Below are 17,756 nucleotides of genomic sequence, written 5' to 3' on the forward strand. Positions count from 1 at the left end.
GGTCAGATCTCCGCGCTTGCGAGAGCCGAAGGCTCTTCGCTGAATTCCAGGGCGATGCCGTCTTCAGCGCTGTAGCCCAGGGTGACGCTGGTCGCCTTGCGCTGGCTGGCTTGCCGCTGCAGCAGTTGCTGGCTGAGCACTGGCAGGATTTGCTGGTTGAGCAGGCTGTCGATGTTGCGCGCGCCGCTGTCGGGCAGCAGGCAGGCGTCGACCAGGGCCTGGTTGAGGCCGTCGTCGATATGGCAGGCAATGCCGTAGTGACGCCGCAGGCGGCTGGCCACCTGCTCCAGCTTGATGGCGACGATGCGCCCCAGGGCCATGGCATCCAGCGGCCGGTAGATCAGCGTCTGGAAGCGTGCGAGCAGCGCCGGCTGGAAGTGGTCGCGCAGAACCGGGCGCAGCAGCTCCTGCAGGTCGCTGTCGGTGGCTTCGGGGCGCTCCTCGAGCAGGTCCTGCAGACGGTCACCGCCAAGGTTGGAGGTCATCAGGATGACGGTGTTGCGGAAGTCGATTTCGCGCCCTTCGCCGTCGCGCATGAAGCCGCGGTCGAACACCTGGTAGAACAGGTCGAGTACGTCGCGGTGGGCCTTTTCTACCTCGTCCAGCAGCACGACGCTGTAGGGGCGCTGGCGGACCGCCTCGGTCAGCACGCCGCCCTGCCCGTAACCGACGTAGCCCGGTGGCGAGCCTTTGAGCTGGCTGACGGTGTGGGCTTCCTGGTACTCGGAGAGGTTGATGGTGACCAGGGACTTCTCACCGCCGAACAGGCTGTCGGCGAGTGCCAGGGCGGTTTCGGTCTTGCCCACGCCACTGCTGCCTACCAGCAGGAAGACGCCCAGCGGCGCATTCTCGGAAGTGAGGCCGGTCTTCGCGGCACGCAGCCGGCGCGCCATGTCGGCAAGGGCACTGTCCTGGCCGATGACGCGTTTACCGAGCTGCTGTTCGAGCTCGAGCAGGTTGGTCTGTTCGTCCTTGAGCAGGCTGCCCAGGGGGACGCCAGTCCAATCGGCAATCACTTCGGCGACGCAGCGGGCGTCGACATCCAGCGATAGCAGCGGGCGGTCGCTCTGCAGGGCTTTCAACTGTTTCTGCAGGTCAGTGCACGCCAGCGGCGCACTCCTGCGCGCCTCCAGCAACTCACGCGTCAGGGCAAGTTCCTGTTGGTATTGATGCTGTTGTTGCAGGAGGCAGTCCTGCAACTCGAGCTCACGGGAGGCGATGGCTGTCAGGCGCTCCGTGGCCAGGGCTCCGCCGAGCTGGGCGTCTTCTTCGAGGGCGTGGCGTTCGAGCAACAGTGCCTGCTGTTCCGCCTTGAGCTGCACCAGCGCTTGCGGTTCGCAATCCAGGCTCATGCGGACACGGGCGCTGGCCGTATCGAGCAGGTCGACGGCCTTGTCCGGCAACTGGCGGCCGGTCAGGTAGCGGCGCGACAGGCTGACCGCTGCCTGTACGGCGGCGTCCTGGATGTGCACGCCATGGTGGCTGGCATAACGCGCCTTGAGGCCGCGCAGCATGAGGCAGGCATTGGCGTCGTCGGGTTCGTCGACCTTGACCATCTGGAAGCGCCGCTCCAGGGCGGCATCGCGCTCGAAGTACTGCTTGTATTCGGACCAGGTGGTGGCGGCGATGGTACGCAGCTCGCCGCGCGCCAACGCCGGCTTGAGCAGGTTGGCAGCATCCGCGCCGCCGGCCTGGTTGCCGGCGCCGATCAGGGTGTGGGCTTCGTCGATGAACAGCAGGATCGGCGTGGGTGATTGCTGAACGGCGTCGATGACGTTCTTCAGGCGCTGTTCGAATTCGCCCTTCACGCCGGCACCGGCTTGCAGCAGGCCCAGATCAAGTGTGCGCACAGACACCTGCCTGAGGCTGTCCGGCACATTGCCGTCGACAATGCGCAGGGCCAGTCCTTCCACCAGCGCGGTCTTGCCGACGCCCGGCTCACCCACGAGGATGGGGTTGTTCTTGCGCCGGCGGCCAAGGATGTCGATGACCTGGCGGATTTCATTGTCACGACCGAAGACCGGGTCGATGCCTCCCGCCTGGGCCTTGGCAGTAACGTCCTGGGTGAACTTGTCGAGGATCGCGGTATTCGCTTCGGCCTTCGCGGCGGGCCTCACCGTTGACGGACGGGGCAGTTCAGCCAGGGCGGCCTCTTGCTGAATGGCCCGGCGCTCCTGGGATTGCTCATCCAGCAGGGGCAGCAGGCGCTCGATCTGGGTGTCGCCGACACTGAGCAGCGGCCAGGCGGCATCGCACTCGAGCAGTTCGGGCGTTTCACGCAGGGCACTGAGCAGGTGAGCCGAGCGCAGGGTATCGATATCACCCTGCAGCGAAGCCATCAGCCAGGCGTCCTTGATCAGCTTTTCCAGCCTGGACGACAGCCGAGGTTTGTCGCGCACGCTGCGCGGCAAGCTGTCGAGGTGCTCCAGCAGGCCCTGCCAGAGCGCGTCCAGATCCCATTCGTAGCGACGGGCAATCAGGGTCAGGTCGCCCTCCCCCTGCTCGAGCAACTTGAGCAGCCAGTGCTCCACGGTTATCTCGGCGTGAGCACGGGTCTGGCACAACGACGCAGCAGCGCTCAGCGCCTGGGCGCAATAGGGATTGAGGCGACGAAGCAGATGGGTGGACTGGGCCATGGGGCGATCCTTGCTGAGGCGTTCTCCTTGCTCCGGTGCATGGCCGGTGGCAAGGCGAGGAATAGGTCAGCGCGAACATCGACCGGCGGTCATCCCGCCGGTCGATGCGCCGCGATTACGCGCTCTGGCGCTCGTTCCAGGCGTCGGAGTGGATGATGTTGCCGTCCTTGTAGGTCCAGGTGATCTTCTCGTAGCGCAGCTCAACCAGTTCCAGGTGGTTGTGCTTCTCCTTGCTCGGGTCTTTCACGTCGTGCATTTTCGGCGCGACTTTCACGACCTTGACGTTCTCCAGAAGGGTGTTGAAGTACTCGACTTCCTGGCCTGCATCATCGATGCGGTACCACTTGAATTCAGCACTCTTCAGGGTCTGGCCCGAGCTCACGGCCTTGTACAGGTACGGGCTGGAGGCATCGATTTCCTTGGTGAACACGAACGGTGTGTGGATGCGGGTGCCGGTCAGCTTGCCGGTGTTGTTGTCGGTGGGGATGTACAGGCTGTGATCCTGTGCCACCACTTCAACGCTGCCTTCGCGCTTCTGGACGTCGACCGAACCTTTGATGTCCGCACCGCCGTCGTCTTTGAGCCACAGGTAAACTGGGATTGCCATTTGAGGTTCCTTCTACAGAGACAAATGTGCCGCAGGCTTTTGCCGCGGCTGGGGTTGGCCGCCCGATACCTGGGTGGGGAGCGCGCAGGCTCCCGACTCCGGTACCAGGCGGATGTCGACCCGGCGGTTGGCTGCTCGCCCCTCCGGTGTGTCGTTGCTGTCGAGTGGTTGGTCGGAGCCGAAGCCCTGAACGGCGAAACAGCTGTCGGGGATGTCGCCCATGCGCTGCATCCAGTCGCGTACGGCGCCGGCACGGGCTCTCGACAACAGCAGGTTGCGTTGGGAATCGCCGGTGGCATCGGTGTGCCCGGCAATCACGATCAGCCAGCCAGGCTGGGCCTTGATGTCCACCAGGGCATTGATGAGTACCTTGGTCGAGCCAGGCTTGAGTTCGGCGCTGCCGCTGGCGAATAGCGACAGGCTGTCCAGCCGGACGGGGTCGGGAATCTTCGCCGGTAGCGGCTTCGGCATCGGCACCCGATGCGCCGCGAGCGCGGCCAGAATCGGCGGACGGATTCGCTCGGCGCTGTACAGACCGAGCCCCAGCGCCAGGGGTTCGCCTTCGCGGTAGTAACGGTCCAGCTTTGCGGCATCCTCCCGGAGCACGCTGACCGCCTGCTCGCGCAACACATGCTCAGGCTGCTCAAGCGTGGCGGGCTCGGGTATCGCCCGGTAGCGCTGCAGGTCGTCACTCACCTGGCGTAACAGCAGGCGGTTCTGCCAGGCCGAACTGCACAGCGCGATAGCCGCAGCTAGGACGAACAACCAGAGCCCGCGCACTGCCGCACGACGGGCCGGTGTGAGGCTCGCTTGCCGGGGCAGCAGCGACAGGAGTGGATCGGGGAACGGCAACTGCGCCGATCCGGCTGCCGGCGCGGCCATTTCCAGAGCGGTTCTGTCGTGCAGCCACTGCGACCACAAATTGCCAGATGCAATGAGCGTGGAGCCTGGCGCCAGGGTCATGGCACAAGCAGTCGCCGGGCACGGCGCATCCCGGGAGTCCCGGGATACCAGGTGCGGCAGGACCGATGTGGTCAGCCAGCGGCCCAGGCTTTCGATCTGCACGCAGGTTCTCAGTCGTGCAGCGCTGTCGAGCAGATCCACCGCCCGCTGTTGCCACTGCGCCACCGACAGGTGACTCGCCCCTTCTCGCACGGACAGCCCCGGCTGCCCTGCCTCCCAGGCGAACCAGCGCCCGTCATCCCGCTGCGACGGCAGGTAGCTGCCCAGCAGGATGGGCAAGGCCACGCCACTCCTGCGGATTCGGGCAACCTGGTGGCGGAACGTCTGGATGGCACCAGCGAGCTGGGCACTGTCGGTCTGCTCGGCCGGGTTGGCGATGTAGAGGACTGCGAGTTGGCCGGCCCAATGCGGACGGTTTGCCAGTACGTAGTCGATGATCATCGGCAGCCGATCCGGGCTCGGCACCCGCAGGTAGCATCCCTGTTCAGTAACGCGCAGTGCCAGCTGGTTCTCAGGCGCGGCGCCGAAGAGCGAGTACAGCCCATCACCACAGACCGCCACTACCGGCTTGCGGAACGCGTCCGCCGGCAGCGCATGTTCACCGGTCAGCACCAGGGACCGGCGCTGGCGAGCAGCGGCTCTGCCACTGAAGAACCAGCCCAGGGCAACCAGGCAAACGATGGCAAGTGTCCATGACACTTGTGCGCGCATGGACAATGGCAGGATTGCCAGGGTCAGCGCGAGGCCCAGCAAGCCCGCCCAAAGCCAAAGGCCACGTGTTCCTCTGAGCTGCGTGGCCATCTTTACACCCGGCCAGACAAGAGCGACATGACGGTATCCGCAAGTACTTGGCGCAATACCAGCCAGAGGCCAACCAGCAGCACTGCAGCAACTGCCACGTGCAGCCAGGGCTGGCTGAGCCAGCGGCGCCAGCTACCCCTGCCGGAACTGACCAGCAACGGAGTGGCCGCAGCGGCGGAGAACGGCTCGACATGCTCGCCAAGGGCGGCCAGCAGTTGCTCGCGCTCCGGCGCTGCCTCGGTGCGGTAGCGCCCGAGGAAACCCAGCAGCAGAACGCGGTGGTAACAGGTCAGGACGCGCAGGTCGGGCGCAGGCTCCGCCAAGGCCTCGCGCATGTCCTCGTAGAGCTGCTCGCCGGCCTGGTGGCGACTGAAGAAATGCGCCTGGAGCGGCTTTGCCGCCCACACCGCATGCGCCTTGTCCAGGGCATTGCGCAGCACGGTCTCATCGAGCAGCGCGCATTGCGCATAGCAGATCTGGTTGACCGAGCGCTGGCTGACGTCAGCGTCGATCAGGCTGTTGCGGCACTGCTCGACCTGGGCCACACAGAGCTTCCACAGTTCTTCGCCATCCTGTGCCGCGGCCTTGTTCTGCAACTCCACCACCAACAGGTAGCTGTCCTGCAGCAGGGCATCGATATCCACCGCTGGCGATTTTCCAAAGACCTTGCTCATGAGCGCAGCACCGCGAACAGATCCAGCTGGACATCCCCGAGCGTGCCGGGAACGTAGAGAGAGCAGATGCCGGAGGCCAGCATGTCCCTGGCCTTGGGATGGCTCAGGTCAAAGGCGAAGTACAGGTTGCCCAGGCGCACCGGAATCGCTGCCGGCACATGGCCGAGCGGGACCAGAGGGACACCGTCGAGGGCGACGTTGACGAGATGATCGACATCGTCCGGAGCTCCGACCTTGCACAACCGCGGGAACTGGCTCTGGATCTGTGCGGCGGGCAGGCTGGAGCGCACCGACAGGTAGAAGTCGACCCCTTCGGCATCGCGCAGCCGGCCATCGTGCAAGGCCACCTGCCAGCGCTGCGCGTTGGGGTGATCGAGGTCCAGCGAAATGACGCGCGACGGCAGGCTGGCTTCCAGCAAGGTTGAAATCAGCGCGAACAACGGTGGGAAGACCGTTTCCAGCTGTTCATGCCGGTAGCCCGGTATGGCGCCGATATCGTGCTCCAGGGAGAAGGTCAGCAGGCTACCCGCCAGCTTGACGAGTTCCAGGTAGACCCCTTCGGGGTGCCGTGCCGGATGAGCCAGCAGATCGGCAAGCACGGGGTGGTAGCTGTTCAGCGCATTGAGCAACCAGAACAGCGAGACATCGGCCACCGCGAAGTCGGCCATACGCTGGTTGCTTTCGCGCCGCATGCCCATCAGGCGGCTGCGCTTGGCGGCCAGTTGGGTCATCAGGTTGTCCAACTGGTTGAGCAGTTCAGGCTGGGCATCGAAGCTGAGTAGTGGCGGGACGAATTGCGGGTCCAGCGTCCAGGTACCCTGTACGTCACGAACCACCCGCGCCACTGGGCAGGTGAGGTACTCGGCGTTTACATCGCTGTCCAGGCGCAGTGTCAGGACGTGCTCCAGTACTGCGATGGATTGCGCCTCATCGCCATAGAGGTCCTGTACCTCGCGCCAGTCGCGTCGATAGCGCGTCGGCCGGGGGGAGTTGCCGCCATCGAGCAGGCAGTTGTCGCCATTGGCGTGTTCGAGCGGCAATGCCAGCAGCAGGGTAACGGTGGAAGCGCCCTCCTCGGCCAACCGGCCAAGCTCTACCCCTGGCGGCAACCGATCGGAGGCGTCGCTGTCGATCAGCGTACCGTCGGGCATCCGCACACGCAGGCGCGTGGCCTTGAGCTTGCCCAGCCTGAGTGCATCCAGGTCGAAGGTCGCGACCTGGACGCCCCAGGGGTTGGCGCGCGACAGGTGGGCCAGGCATTCGTTGGTCCAGGCTTCCCATCGGGCCTGCTGCTGGAATTGCTGCGGGGACAACAAGGCCCCCGCACCCCACAAGGGGCGGTCGATCTTCATGATTGACTTCCGTGTGAGTGCTTAGGCCTTGGCCTTGGGCATCTGCGAGACCAGCGACAGGTTCACGTCCATGCCTTCCACCTGGAAATGGGGAACGGCATAGAGCTTCACGCGGAAGAAGCCCGGGTTGTCCTCGATGTCTTCCACCGTGACTTTGGCGTCGCGCAGCGGGTGCGAGGCCTGCAGGTCATCACTGGGGTCGGTCATCTCGGTCACCAGCCCACGAATCCAGTTGTTCAGCTCGAGTTCGAGGACACGGCGGTCCTTGGTGGTACCGATGTTTTCGCGCTGGATCAGCTTCAGGTAGTGGGCAATGCGCGACAGCAGGAAGATGTACGGCAGGCGGGCGTTGATCCGGCTGTTGGCCGTCGCGTCCGCGGTTTCGTAGAGCGCCGGTTTCTGCGCGCTGTTGGCGGAGAAGAAACACGCGTAATCGCGGTTCTTGTAGTACGACAACGGGATGAAACCGAGGTTGGCGAATTCGAACTCGCGGGTTTCCGGAATCATCACCTCGGAAGGGATCTTCACCTGATTGCCGGTGCCCAGGTCATAGAGGTGAATCGGCAGGTCGGTCACTGCACCGCCGGCCTGAGGTCCGCGAATCTGCACGCACCAGCCGTTGTTGATGAAGCTCTTCACCATGTTGGCAGCGAAGGCGAACGAGGCGTTGGTCCACAGGTACTTCTTGTGATCCGGGCCCTTCACGCTCTCGATGTAGTTGAAGCTGCGCACCGGGACGGTATCCGGACCATACGGCAGACGACCGAGTACACGGGGCATGATCAGGCCGATGTAGCGCGAATCGTCGCTGTCACGGAACGACTTCCACTTCAGGTATTCCGCGCGATCGAAGTAGTTGCCGATATCCTTGATGGCCGCCACCTCCTCCATCGACTCCTTGCCGAAGAAGGCCGGACCGACGGAGCCAATGAAAGGCATGTGGGCCGCCGCTGCGACCTTGGAGATATTGCGCAGCAGGGCGATATCCTGCGGGCCGCGACCGAACTCATAGTTCGAAATGGCCGCGGCGATCGGTTCGCCGCCGGGCGTGTCGTATTCCTGGGTATAGGTCTGGACGTAGAGGCCGCTCTGGGCGATCTCCGGTGCGTCCTCGAAGTCCTGCACCAGGTGGTCCTTGCTGATATCCAGCAGTTCGATGCGCACGTTGCGGCGGAAATCGGTCTGGTCGATCAACGACTTGACCCCGCGCCAGGTCGATTCGACGCGCTGGAAGTCCTCGTGGTGCATCACGGCGTCCAACTGGCGGCTGATCTGCGCGTCCAGGGATGCGATGTGTTCGTCCAGCAACGTCTTGTCGAGGCGTTCGACTTTCTGCGAGGACTGTTTCAGCAGATCAAGGAAAACACTGACGGCGGCAGTCACGCGTTCATCCGCGGACGCTTCGGAAAGTGCATCGCTATTCTGGTAGACCTCGATATTCGACAGTTGCGATACAGGGTTTAGATTGATCTTGTCGAACAGGCTGGCATAAACGCCGTGGCCTTCATGAGTTACGACGCTGGCGCTTCCAGCGTGCGCAACCGTTCCTTCCGCAGACGCAGACATGAGTCGCTCCTTGATAGTTGATTAGCGGTCTTGGGGTGCCAGCTGGGCCAGCTCGGCGCGCAGCTCGTCGCTCAGGGCGTCATCCTTGAGGATGCGCTCCAGCTCCCGGCGGAAGGTGGCGTTGTCGAGCAGGTTGGACTTGAGGTCGCGCAGCAGGTTGCGCATGGCGAGCATCGCGCGCAGTTCGGGGATCTGACGAGCCACATGTTCCGGCTCGAAGTCCTTCATGTTGCGGAAGGACAGCTCAACGGCGGTATCTGAACCATCGTCTGCCAATGTATTGGGCACGGCCAGTTTGACGCTGGGATGAAACTCGGCCAGCACACTGTTGAAGTTGTTCTTGTTGATATCGAGTTTGCTTCGCTCGGACAGCGGGCGCTGCTCCTTGCCATTGCTGTAATCACCCATGACCATGAGTTTCAGCGGCAGCTCGACTTTCTTTTGCGCCCCGCCTGTGTGCAGGTCGAGCTTTATATTGACCCGTGCCTTGGGAACTTCATTCTGGAAACTATCAGATGCCATGATCACTCTGCCTTACAATCCCTTTGTTAATGCAAGCACGCCAACCAACTGCAGTTTCTAAACAGCCAACGCGCGCGACGAATCAGTACTTCAAGCCACTCCAGGTTAATGCCCCGCTCACCCGTTACATGCCTGCGGGCGGCCATTCTCGAAGTGCTGTTGGAGACTGCCACGATCCGAGACTAATTCAACCGTGGCCATTAACCTTGGAGGACTTTGGGAATCGCCTTACAGGTCTAATTCGAAAATCTCTTCAAGAAATAAGATTTTTAAAATACCGGGAAGAAATTGTTCGTCTGAAAATTCAGATTTATTCATTCCCATATCTTCAATAAAAATTCGGGAAACGCGTCATCTCCCCAAGCCCCCGACGGCGAGATTCACCTCGTGCAAATTGTCTCGCTGCAGGGCTTGTGAGCCGAGCTGGGCAACCACTATCATGAGAAGCATTCTCAAATGATAAATATTCCGCCATGCACCCGCTCGACGCTCCGCTACACGCCGCCGTCAGTGAGCTCTATCAGCACCATCACGGCTGGCTGCAAGGCTGGCTGCGCCGGCGCCTGGGCTGTCACGAACAGGCAGCGGATCTGGCCCAGGACACCTTCACCCGTCTGCTCGGCTCGCGCCGGGTGCTGGAGGCCCGCGAGCCGCGGGCCTACCTCACCACGGTGGCCAAGGGGCTGATGATCAACTGGTTCCAGCGCCAGTCGCTGGAGCGCGCCTATCTCGAAGCCCTCGCCGGCCTGCCGGAGGCACTTGCGCCCTCCCCGGAGCAGCGCTACCTGGTGCTGGAGACCCTGCATGAGATCGACGCCCTGCTCGCCCGCCTGCCGGACCCGGTGCGCCAGGCCTTCCTGCTGGCGCAGATCGAGGGGCTGAAGTACGAGGCCATCGCCGAGCGCCTGGGCGTTTCCCTTGGCTCAGTGAAACGCTACATGCAGCAGGCCTTCCGCCACTGCCTGGAGTTGATGGAGTGAGCGCCGCGGAGCCCATTGCCCCGCGCATCCTCGATGAGGCGGCGGACTGGCTGGTGCGCCTGCACCAGGACGCCAGCGAGGAAACCCGCCGCGCCTGCGCCGACTGGCAACGCCAGAGCCCGCAGCACGCCCGCGCCTGGGATCGCGCCGAGCGCCTGATGGGGCATCTCGGCAGCCTGCCGCCGGCACTGGCCTTGCCGACCCTGGGGCGTGAACGACAACTCGACCGCCGCCGCGCGCTCAAGCAGCTTGCCGTGCTATTGGCCATCGCCCCGGTCGGCCTGACCGCCTGGCGCGCGCAGCCCTGGCAGGATTGGCTGGCCGACCAGCACACCGCCGTGGGTGAGCAACGCAAGCTGCCGTTGCCCGACGGCAGTCTGCTCACGCTCAATACCGACACTGCCGTGGACATCGCCTTCACCCCGGCGCAGCGCCTGGTGCGCTTGCTGCGCGGCGAAATCTTCCTCGACACTCGCGCGGATCGCCGGCCTTTCCTGGTTACCACCCGCGAAGGCCGGATGCAGGCCGCCGAAGCACGCTTCAACGTGCGCCAGGGCGACGACGCCACCAGTGTTGCGGTACAGCACGGGCGCGTGCAGGTCTCGCCGGTGCGCGGTATCGGCCAATGGCTGGGGGCCGGGGAATCAGTGCTGCTTTCCGCCCAATCCATCAGCGCAACAGCGCCCGTGCCAAATCCGGATGCCTGGACCCACGGCATGCTGATGGCCGACCGCATGCCTCTGCAGGCACTGCTGGGCGAGCTGAGCCGTTATCGGCGTGGCGTGCTGCGCTGCGATCCGGCGGTGGCGCAACTGGCGGTATCCGGGGCCTTCCCGCTGCTGGAGAGCAACCTCGCGCTAGCGATGCTGCAGTCCACCTACCCGTTGCGAATCCGCCGGGTAACAGACTTCTGGATCACCCTCACGGCGGCCTGAGAGCTGTCGCGAAGTTTTGATGGAAAATAATCACAAAAAGAACTGAGACTTTTTCTCACTTCAGCTGGCAACAGGGGAACATCTCCCGACACCAAGCCCGCAGAGGCCCGAAGGTACCCCGTCCATGTCCAGCAGCAGAAACGCCCAACCCTCGTCATTGTCCCTCGCCGTGCGCACCGCCCTGTTCTCCCTGGCGGTGGTCGTCGCGGCCCCGGTGATGGCCGCGCCGGCCGCCGGCGAAGTGCGCAGCTACAGTATTGCTCCCGGCCCGCTAGGCCGTGCACTGGCCTCGTTCGCCGCCGAAACCGGCGTGCGCCTGTCCTTCGACCCGGCGCTGACCGATGGGCTGCAGAGCCCTGGCCTGATGGGCGATTTTTCCACTCGCAGCGCCCTCGAGCGCTTGCTGCAAGGCAGTGGCCTGGAGCTGGAGCAGCGCGGTGACGGCACCTTCACCCTGATCCGTTCGCCCAGCCCCGATACCTTGCAGATGCAACCGTCGCTGATTACCGGCCAGGCCGCAGGGCCGGAAGACCTGCCGGCGGAGTACGCCGGCGGCCAGGTGGCACGCGGCGGACGCCTGGGTCTGCTGGGCAACACCGATCTGATGGATGCCCCCTTCAGCATCACCAGCTACACCGAGAAGACCATCCAGGACCAGCAGGCGCGCAGCGTCGCCGATGTACTGCGCAATGAGCCCTCGGCGCAGATCGGCAGTGCGCGCACCAACCTCAACGAAGACTTCTCCCTGCGCGGCTTCCCGGTGGTCAGCGCCGACGTCGCCCTCAACGGCATGTACGGCCTGGCGCCATTCTTCCGCGTTCCGGTGGAAATGGCCGAGCGCGTGGAAGTGGTCAAGGGCCCGAGCACCATGCTCAACGGCATGCCGCCCAGCGGCAACGTCGGCGGCGCGGTGAACCTGGTGACCAAGCGTGCCGGCGACGAGCCGCTGACCCGCGTGACCATGGACTACCTGTCGGATTCGGTATTCGGCACCCATGTCGACGCCGGCCGCCGCTTCGGCGAAGGCAAGGAGTTCGGCGTGCGCTTCAACGGCGTGTACCGCAATGGCGATACCGCCATCGACAAGCAGGAACTGGAAGACGGCCTTGGCTCCCTTGGCCTGGACTACGCCGGCGAGCGTCTGCGCCTTTCCGCCGATTACATCTGGCAGCGCGAGGACCTCACCAACGTGGTCCGCCAGTTCACCGCCGGCCCCGGTGTGACGAAGATCCCGCATGCCCCGGACAACGACCTGAACTATCCCGGCTACGGCGATTCGGAGATGACCGACCGCACCCTGGTGTTCCGTGGCGAATACGACATTGCCGACTGGCTTACCGGCTACGCCGGCTATGGCGACCGCCGCAGCGAGATGGATGCGCTGGCCGGCAACCCGGTGCTGACGGGCAACCACGGCGACTTCGTTTCCAGCCCGGCCTGGCAGGTCTACGACGTTGGCTCGCACTCCGCCGAAGCCGGCCTGCGCAGCACCTTCGACACCGGCCCGGTGCAACACAGGCTGAATTTCGGCGCGACCCGCGTGGTGCAGAACTCGGACATCTTCTTCCTCTACACCGCCTTCCCGTCGCGTGCGTCGAATATCTACCACCCGGTCTACGAAGGCACGCCGAGCACCGACGGCTACCCGAAGAATGTGCAGAAGTACACCGCCCAAACCCTCACCAGCTATGCCCTGGCCGACACCCTGTCGATCCTCGACGGGCGCGTCGAAGTGACCCTCGGCGCCCGCAAGCAGCGTGTCGAATCACAGAACTACGAGATGAACGTCGGCACTCCGGCGGGCGACGGCTACGACGAGGAAAAGACCACGCCGATGGGCGGCATCGTGGTCAAGCCGTGGCAGAACATCTCGCTCTACGCCAACTACATCGAGGGCCTGAGCCCGGGGGAAACCGCGCCCGTCGGCAGCGTAAACGCCGGCGAGATGCTCACGCCCTACGTTTCCAAGCAGAAGGAAGTCGGCGTCAAGGGCGAGTGGGACGGTTTCGGCGCGACCCTGGCGGCGTTCGAGATCAAGCGCCCGAGCAGCGTCAACGACAACGGCCGCTTCACCCGTGGCGGTGAACAGCGCAACCGTGGCCTGGAGCTGAGCCTGTTCGGTGAAGTGAGCGAGGGTGTACGCCTGCTCGGCGGCGCGTCCTATACCCAGGCCAAGCTGACCAGAACCCAGGACGGCCAGTACGACGGCAACAACGGCATCGGCGTGCCGCGCCGGCAGCTGAACCTCGGCGGCGAGTACGACATCACCCAGGTGCCGGGCCTGACCGTCACCGCCCGCACTGTCTACACCGACGAGCAGTACGTGGACCAGGCCAACAACCTGAGCATCCCCGACTGGTGGCGCCTGGACCTGGGCGCACGCTACCGCTTCGACACCCTCGGCAAGCCCGTGGTACTGCGCGCCAACCTCGACAACGTGTTCGACAAGGACTACTGGGGCAGCTCCACCGCCGGGTACCTGTACCTGGGCGAAGGGCGCACCCTGCAGTTGTCCGCGAGCGTGGACTTCTAACGAAGAAAGAGCCTGACGATGACCGCCAAAGCCCTCCGCACCTGGTACCTGGTGCACAAGTGGACCAGCCTGATCTCCACGGTATTCCTGCTGATGCTCTGCCTCACGGGCCTGCCGCTGATCTTCCACGAAGAGATCGAGCACACCTTCGAGCCACACCCGGAGCTCAAGCCGCTCACCGAGCAGTCGCCGCAGATCGACTACGACGACGTAGTGGCCCGCGCACTGGCCGCGCGCCCCGGCGAGGTGGTGCGCTTCGTGTTCTGGGAGCAGGACGACCCGCTCGGAGCGGTCATCACCGCGCCAACCCTGGTGCCGCCGCCGGACGATGGGCACGTGCAGCCGTTCGACGCGCGCACCGGGGAATTCTTCGACGCCCTGCCGCCGCCGGGCGGCTTCATGTACGTCATGCTCAAGCTGCACACCGACCTGTTCATGGGCCTGCCCGGGTACCTGTTCCTCGGTGTCATGGGCTTGCTGCTGGTAGCCTCGCTGGTCTCCGGCGTGGTGGTCTACACACCGTTCATGCGCAAGCTGGACTTCGCTACCGTGCGCTCCCAGCGCAGCTCGCGGCTGAAATGGCTGGACCTGCACAACGTGCTGGGCATCGTCACCCTCGCCTGGGTGCTGGTGGTTGGCGTCACTGGCGTGATCAACACCCTGGCGCTGCCGATCCTGATGCTCTGGCAAGGCGGCCAGCTGGCGGAAATGACCGCGCCGTACAAGGACGCACCACCGCCGGAGCGGCTCGGTTCAGTGCATAAAGCCATCGATACCGCGCGTAAAGCTGCGCCGGATATGGAGGTCAGCTTCGTCGGCTTCCCCGGCACGCAGTTCAGCAGCAAGCACCATTACGCCGTATTCATGCGCGGTAACACGCCGCTGACCGAGCGCCTGCTCAAGCCGGCGCTGGTGGATGCCGAAACCGGCGAGCTGACCGACATGCGCGAGATGCCGCTGTACGTGAAGACCTTGCTGCTGTCCCAGCCGCTGCACTTCGGCGACTACGGCGGCATGCCGCTGAAGATCGTCTGGGCGCTACTGGACATCGTCAGCATCGTCATCCTCGCCAGCGGCCTGTACCTGTGGCTTGGCCGGCGCCGCACGCCCATCGAGAAACGCCTGGCGGAACTGGATTCCGGCGGCCTGGCAACGGAGGGCAAGGCATGAGACGCGGACTCTGGATGATCTTCCGCTGGCCCATCGCGCTGGCCGTGTTGAGTACCTTCGGGCTGCTCTCGGCACTGCTTGGCGACGGGGTTTTCGATGTGCTGTCGTGGATTTCCCTTGGTGTTCCGCTGCTGCTGATCGTCTTTGTAGGGATGAGAATGCCCCGCCGACCCAAGGAGCCCCGCTGAAATGACCGCCATGCCACCCCAGGCGCCGACCCTCAACCTGCGTCCGCTGATGTTCGAAACCTTCGTCTGCACGGTGGCGGTAATGTCCTTCGTCGCGCTGATCGGCCCGGTGGCGCGCACCCTGGGCCTAGCGCCCTGGCAGGCGGGGATGACGGTGACCGTCGGCGGCATCGCCTGGATGCTCATGGCCCGCGTCTGGGGCATCGCCAGCGACCGCCTGGGCCGCCGCCGCGTACTGCTCAGCGGCCTGGCCGGCTTTGCGCTGACCTACGCCCTGCTCTGCGCCTTCATGGCCCTGGCACTGAACACCTCGATGTCACCGCTGCCGGCATTCATCGGCATCGTTGCGCTGCGCGGCCTGGCAGGCGGCTTCTATGCCGCCGTGCCGGCCTGCTCGGCGGCGCTGGTGGCCGACCATGTGAGCGCTGACAAGCGCGCCTCGGCCATGGCCGGGCTCGGTGCAGCCAGCGCCGTGGGCATGGTGGTCGGGCCGAGCTTCGCCGGCCTGCTGGCCATGCTCGGCCTGGCCCTGCCGCTGCTGCTGACCTGCCTGCTGCCGCTGCTGGCCCTGGGGGTGCTGTGGAAGTGGTTGCCCGACAGTCAGCGCCTCAGCGAACGCAAGGGCCCGGCCCTGGCGATCAGCGACCGGCGCCTGCGTCGTTCGCTGACCCTGGGCTTCATTGCCATGGTCTGCGTCACCGTCGCGCAGATGACCGTCGGCTTCTTCGCCCTCGACCGCCTGCAACTGCCGCCCGCTGATGCCGCCCGCGTCGCCGGCATCGCCCTGACCTCGGTGGGGGTGGCGCTGATCTGCGCGCAGATGCTGGTGCGCAAGCTGAACTGGGCACCGCTGCGGCTCATCGGCGTGGGCGGCGTAGTCTCGGCACTAGGCTTCGCCTCGGTGTGCTTCGCCATTGCACCGTGGATGCTCTACGCGTCGTGCTTCGTCGCCGCTGCCGGCATGGGCTGGGTCTTCCCCGCCGTCTCGGCGCTCAACGCCAACGCCGTGGAGGCCGACGAACAGGGCGCCGCCGCCGGCAGCCTGGTCGCCGTGCATGGCCTGGGCATGATCACCGGCCCGCTGCTGGGTACCCTGCTGCACCAGGTCGACAGCCGCGCGCCTTACCTGCTGATTGCCGTGCTGCTGGTTCTGGGCGTGGCCTGGACCGTGCTGCCGCGCAAGGGCGCCGTTGCATGACGATCGCCGACGGCCTGCTGCTGGTGCTGCTCGCCGTCGCCCTGCTGGGCTGGTGGCTGCGCCGCCGCCCGCTGGCGCTCGGCTCTGGCGTGCTGGCGCTGCTTCTGGCGCTCTACGACGTCTGGGATGATCGCTGGCAAGCCGGCATGGCAGCCACCACCGCCCTGCTGCTGGTTCTCGGGCTGCTGTTGCGGAGAAAGCGCCCGGTTCGGGTACCGGTCTGGTCAGGGATATTCTTCACCCTGCTGGTGGGTGTGGCCGTCGCCGCCCTGTATTTCTTCCCGCTGTCGCCAATGCCCAAGCCCAGCGGGCCCTATCCGGTGGGCGTGCGTGACTTCGAGCTGATCGACCCCAGTCGCACCGGCCTGCTCGGCGCCCCCGCCGGCAAGGCGCGCCGGCTCCTGGTGCGCGTCTGGTATCCCGCGAGGCCGGCCGTGGGCGCACAGCCCCGCAACTACTTCAGCGAAGCCGAAAGCCGCAGCACCGCACGTGGTTTCGGCGAGCTGTTGCATTTCCCACCGTTGCTCACGCACCTCCGCCACCTGCGCACCAATTCCTATGAGAATGCCCCGCTGCGCCCCGACCCAGGGCGCCTGCCGGTCGTGTTCTACAGCCATGGCTATGGCTCCTTTGCCGGCATGAACGGACGGATCATGGAGGAACTCGCCAGCCACGGTTATGCGGTCTACTCCGTGCAGCACACCGGCGATGCCTCGCCCACGCTGTTCCCCAACGGCGAAGTGGCGCCCACCGACCCGGCGCTCTACGACCACCTGCGTGATGCCTTTGAACACGGCTTCTCGCCGCTCCTGCTGCAAGGCTACGGCGAGGACGACCTGGCCCGTCGCCTCGACGGCCAGTTGCGCTTCGCCACCGAACTCAAGCCGCCGGCGGACCGTGCCATCCACCTCAGCGCGCCGATCTGGCTGGCCGACCGATTGTTCGTCCACGATCGCCTGCAGGCCGGTGAAGTGCCGCCGAATGTGGCTGACCTGGTGGCCGCCAGCGATTTCAGCCACGTCGGCGAGATGGGCATGTCCTTCGGCGGCTCGACTACCGGCGCCGTGTGCATGGTCGACAAGCGCTGCGCCGCGGCGGTCAACCTCGACGGCGGTGACTTCGATTTCACGCCATTCGATGCCGACCTGCCGGTGCCGCTGCTGATGCTGCATTCGGACCTGGCGCTGTTCTACCGCATGCTGGGTCTTGCGCCACCGGCGCAACCTCGCAGCTTCAACGACTTCTCTTACGAACGTATCGAGCACGCCGGGCAGAATCCGCGCATCCATCGTCTGGTCATGCGCGATGCGTTGCATGCTGGCCTCACCGACAATGCGCTGTACATACGCCGGCCACTGCGCGACAGGCTGATCGGCAGCGCGCCCACCGATGTGCTGATCGAGGCGCCCGCGGCGCTGGTGCTGGGCTTCTTCGACCACTACCTGCGCGGTAGCGACAACGGCTTCCCGCAGGCGCAAATGGCGCCCTATGCCGCCTGGCTGACGCCCTACAGCAATCGCGCAGTGAGCCAATGGTGGGTGGGCCTGCCGGAAGCCGAACGGGAACAATGGCAGGAGCGCATTCGCGCTATGCAGGCGCAGCGGCAGGCGCTGGACCAATAGTCCGATCAC

14 protein-coding genes are annotated in these 17,756 nt (G+C 65.0%); 7 read left to right on the forward strand and 7 right to left on the reverse strand.

The features are described from left to right. Positions 1-2: 2 nt before the first annotated feature. From tssH to tssB, 7 genes are all read right to left on the reverse strand, one after another. Positions 3-2,636 (reverse strand): type VI secretion system ATPase TssH, encoded by a 2,634-nt coding sequence (tssH, locus tag N5C91_RS24280; RefSeq protein ID WP_279832562.1) that lies wholly within the window; start codon positions 2,634-2,636, stop codon positions 3-5. Positions 2,637-2,751: 115 nt separating this feature from the next. Then, entirely contained in the window at positions 2,752-3,243 is a 492-nt protein-coding gene (locus tag N5C91_RS24285) for an Hcp family type VI secretion system effector (RefSeq protein ID WP_152227532.1), read from the reverse strand. 12 nt (positions 3,244-3,255) lie between these two features. Beyond that, complete coding sequence (locus N5C91_RS24290) at positions 3,256-5,007, reverse strand: OmpA family protein (protein WP_279832567.1); 1,752 nt, start codon at positions 5,005-5,007, stop codon at positions 3,256-3,258. A gap of 2 nt (positions 5,008-5,009) precedes the next feature. After that, on the reverse strand, positions 5,010-5,681 hold the full coding sequence (tssL, locus tag N5C91_RS24295) for a type VI secretion system protein TssL, short form (protein WP_279832568.1): 672 nt from the start codon (positions 5,679-5,681) through the stop codon (positions 5,010-5,012). Next, positions 5,678-7,033, reverse strand: a complete 1,356-nt coding sequence (gene tssK, locus N5C91_RS24300) for a type VI secretion system baseplate subunit TssK (RefSeq protein ID WP_279832570.1) — start codon at positions 7,031-7,033, stop codon at positions 5,678-5,680. Before tssK ends, tssL begins: the two co-directional genes overlap by 4 nt. A gap of 21 nt (positions 7,034-7,054) precedes the next feature. Beyond that, on the reverse strand, positions 7,055-8,599 hold the full coding sequence (gene tssC, locus N5C91_RS24305) for a type VI secretion system contractile sheath large subunit (RefSeq protein ID WP_236173472.1): 1,545 nt from the start codon (positions 8,597-8,599) through the stop codon (positions 7,055-7,057). A gap of 21 nt (positions 8,600-8,620) precedes the next feature. Next, positions 8,621-9,121, reverse strand: coding sequence for a type VI secretion system contractile sheath small subunit (gene tssB, locus N5C91_RS24310; protein WP_236173473.1), 501 nt, complete (start codon positions 9,119-9,121; stop codon positions 8,621-8,623). A 473-nt stretch (positions 9,122-9,594) separates the two neighbouring features. On the opposite strand from tssB, the gene N5C91_RS24315 reads away from it, so the two are divergent. From N5C91_RS24315 to N5C91_RS24345, 7 genes are all read left to right on the forward strand, one after another. After that, entirely contained in the window at positions 9,595-10,101 is a 507-nt protein-coding gene (locus N5C91_RS24315) for a sigma-70 family RNA polymerase sigma factor (RefSeq protein ID WP_236173474.1), read from the forward strand. Beyond that, positions 10,098-11,036: a FecR family protein gene (locus N5C91_RS24320; RefSeq protein ID WP_279832572.1), complete on the forward strand. Its 939-nt coding sequence runs from the start codon at positions 10,098-10,100 to the stop codon at positions 11,034-11,036. The genes N5C91_RS24315 and N5C91_RS24320 overlap by 4 nt, the downstream gene beginning before the upstream one ends. 124 nt (positions 11,037-11,160) lie before the next feature. Next, entirely contained in the window at positions 11,161-13,569 is a 2,409-nt protein-coding gene (locus N5C91_RS24325) for a TonB-dependent receptor (protein WP_279832573.1), read from the forward strand. A gap of 18 nt (positions 13,570-13,587) precedes the next feature. After that, entirely contained in the window at positions 13,588-14,739 is a 1,152-nt protein-coding gene (locus N5C91_RS24330; protein ID WP_279832574.1) for a PepSY domain-containing protein, read from the forward strand. Continuing rightward, complete coding sequence (locus N5C91_RS24335) at positions 14,736-14,927, forward strand: hypothetical protein (protein WP_054909294.1); 192 nt, start codon at positions 14,736-14,738, stop codon at positions 14,925-14,927. The genes N5C91_RS24330 and N5C91_RS24335 overlap by 4 nt, the downstream gene beginning before the upstream one ends. 1 nt (position 14,928) lies before the next feature. Beyond that, the gene (locus N5C91_RS24340; protein ID WP_279832577.1) at positions 14,929-16,125 is read left to right on the forward strand and encodes an MFS transporter; all 1,197 of its coding nucleotides are present in this window, start codon (positions 14,929-14,931) and stop codon (positions 16,123-16,125) included. Next, positions 16,122-17,747 (forward strand): hypothetical protein, encoded by a 1,626-nt coding sequence (locus N5C91_RS24345; RefSeq protein ID WP_279832579.1) that lies wholly within the window; start codon positions 16,122-16,124, stop codon positions 17,745-17,747. The genes N5C91_RS24340 and N5C91_RS24345 overlap by 4 nt, the downstream gene beginning before the upstream one ends. Positions 17,748-17,756 lie beyond the last annotated feature (9 nt).

Source organism: Pseudomonas sp. GD03903 (assembly GCF_029840045.1).
Taxonomy (GTDB): domain Bacteria; phylum Pseudomonadota; class Gammaproteobacteria; order Pseudomonadales; family Pseudomonadaceae; genus Pseudomonas; species Pseudomonas pseudonitroreducens.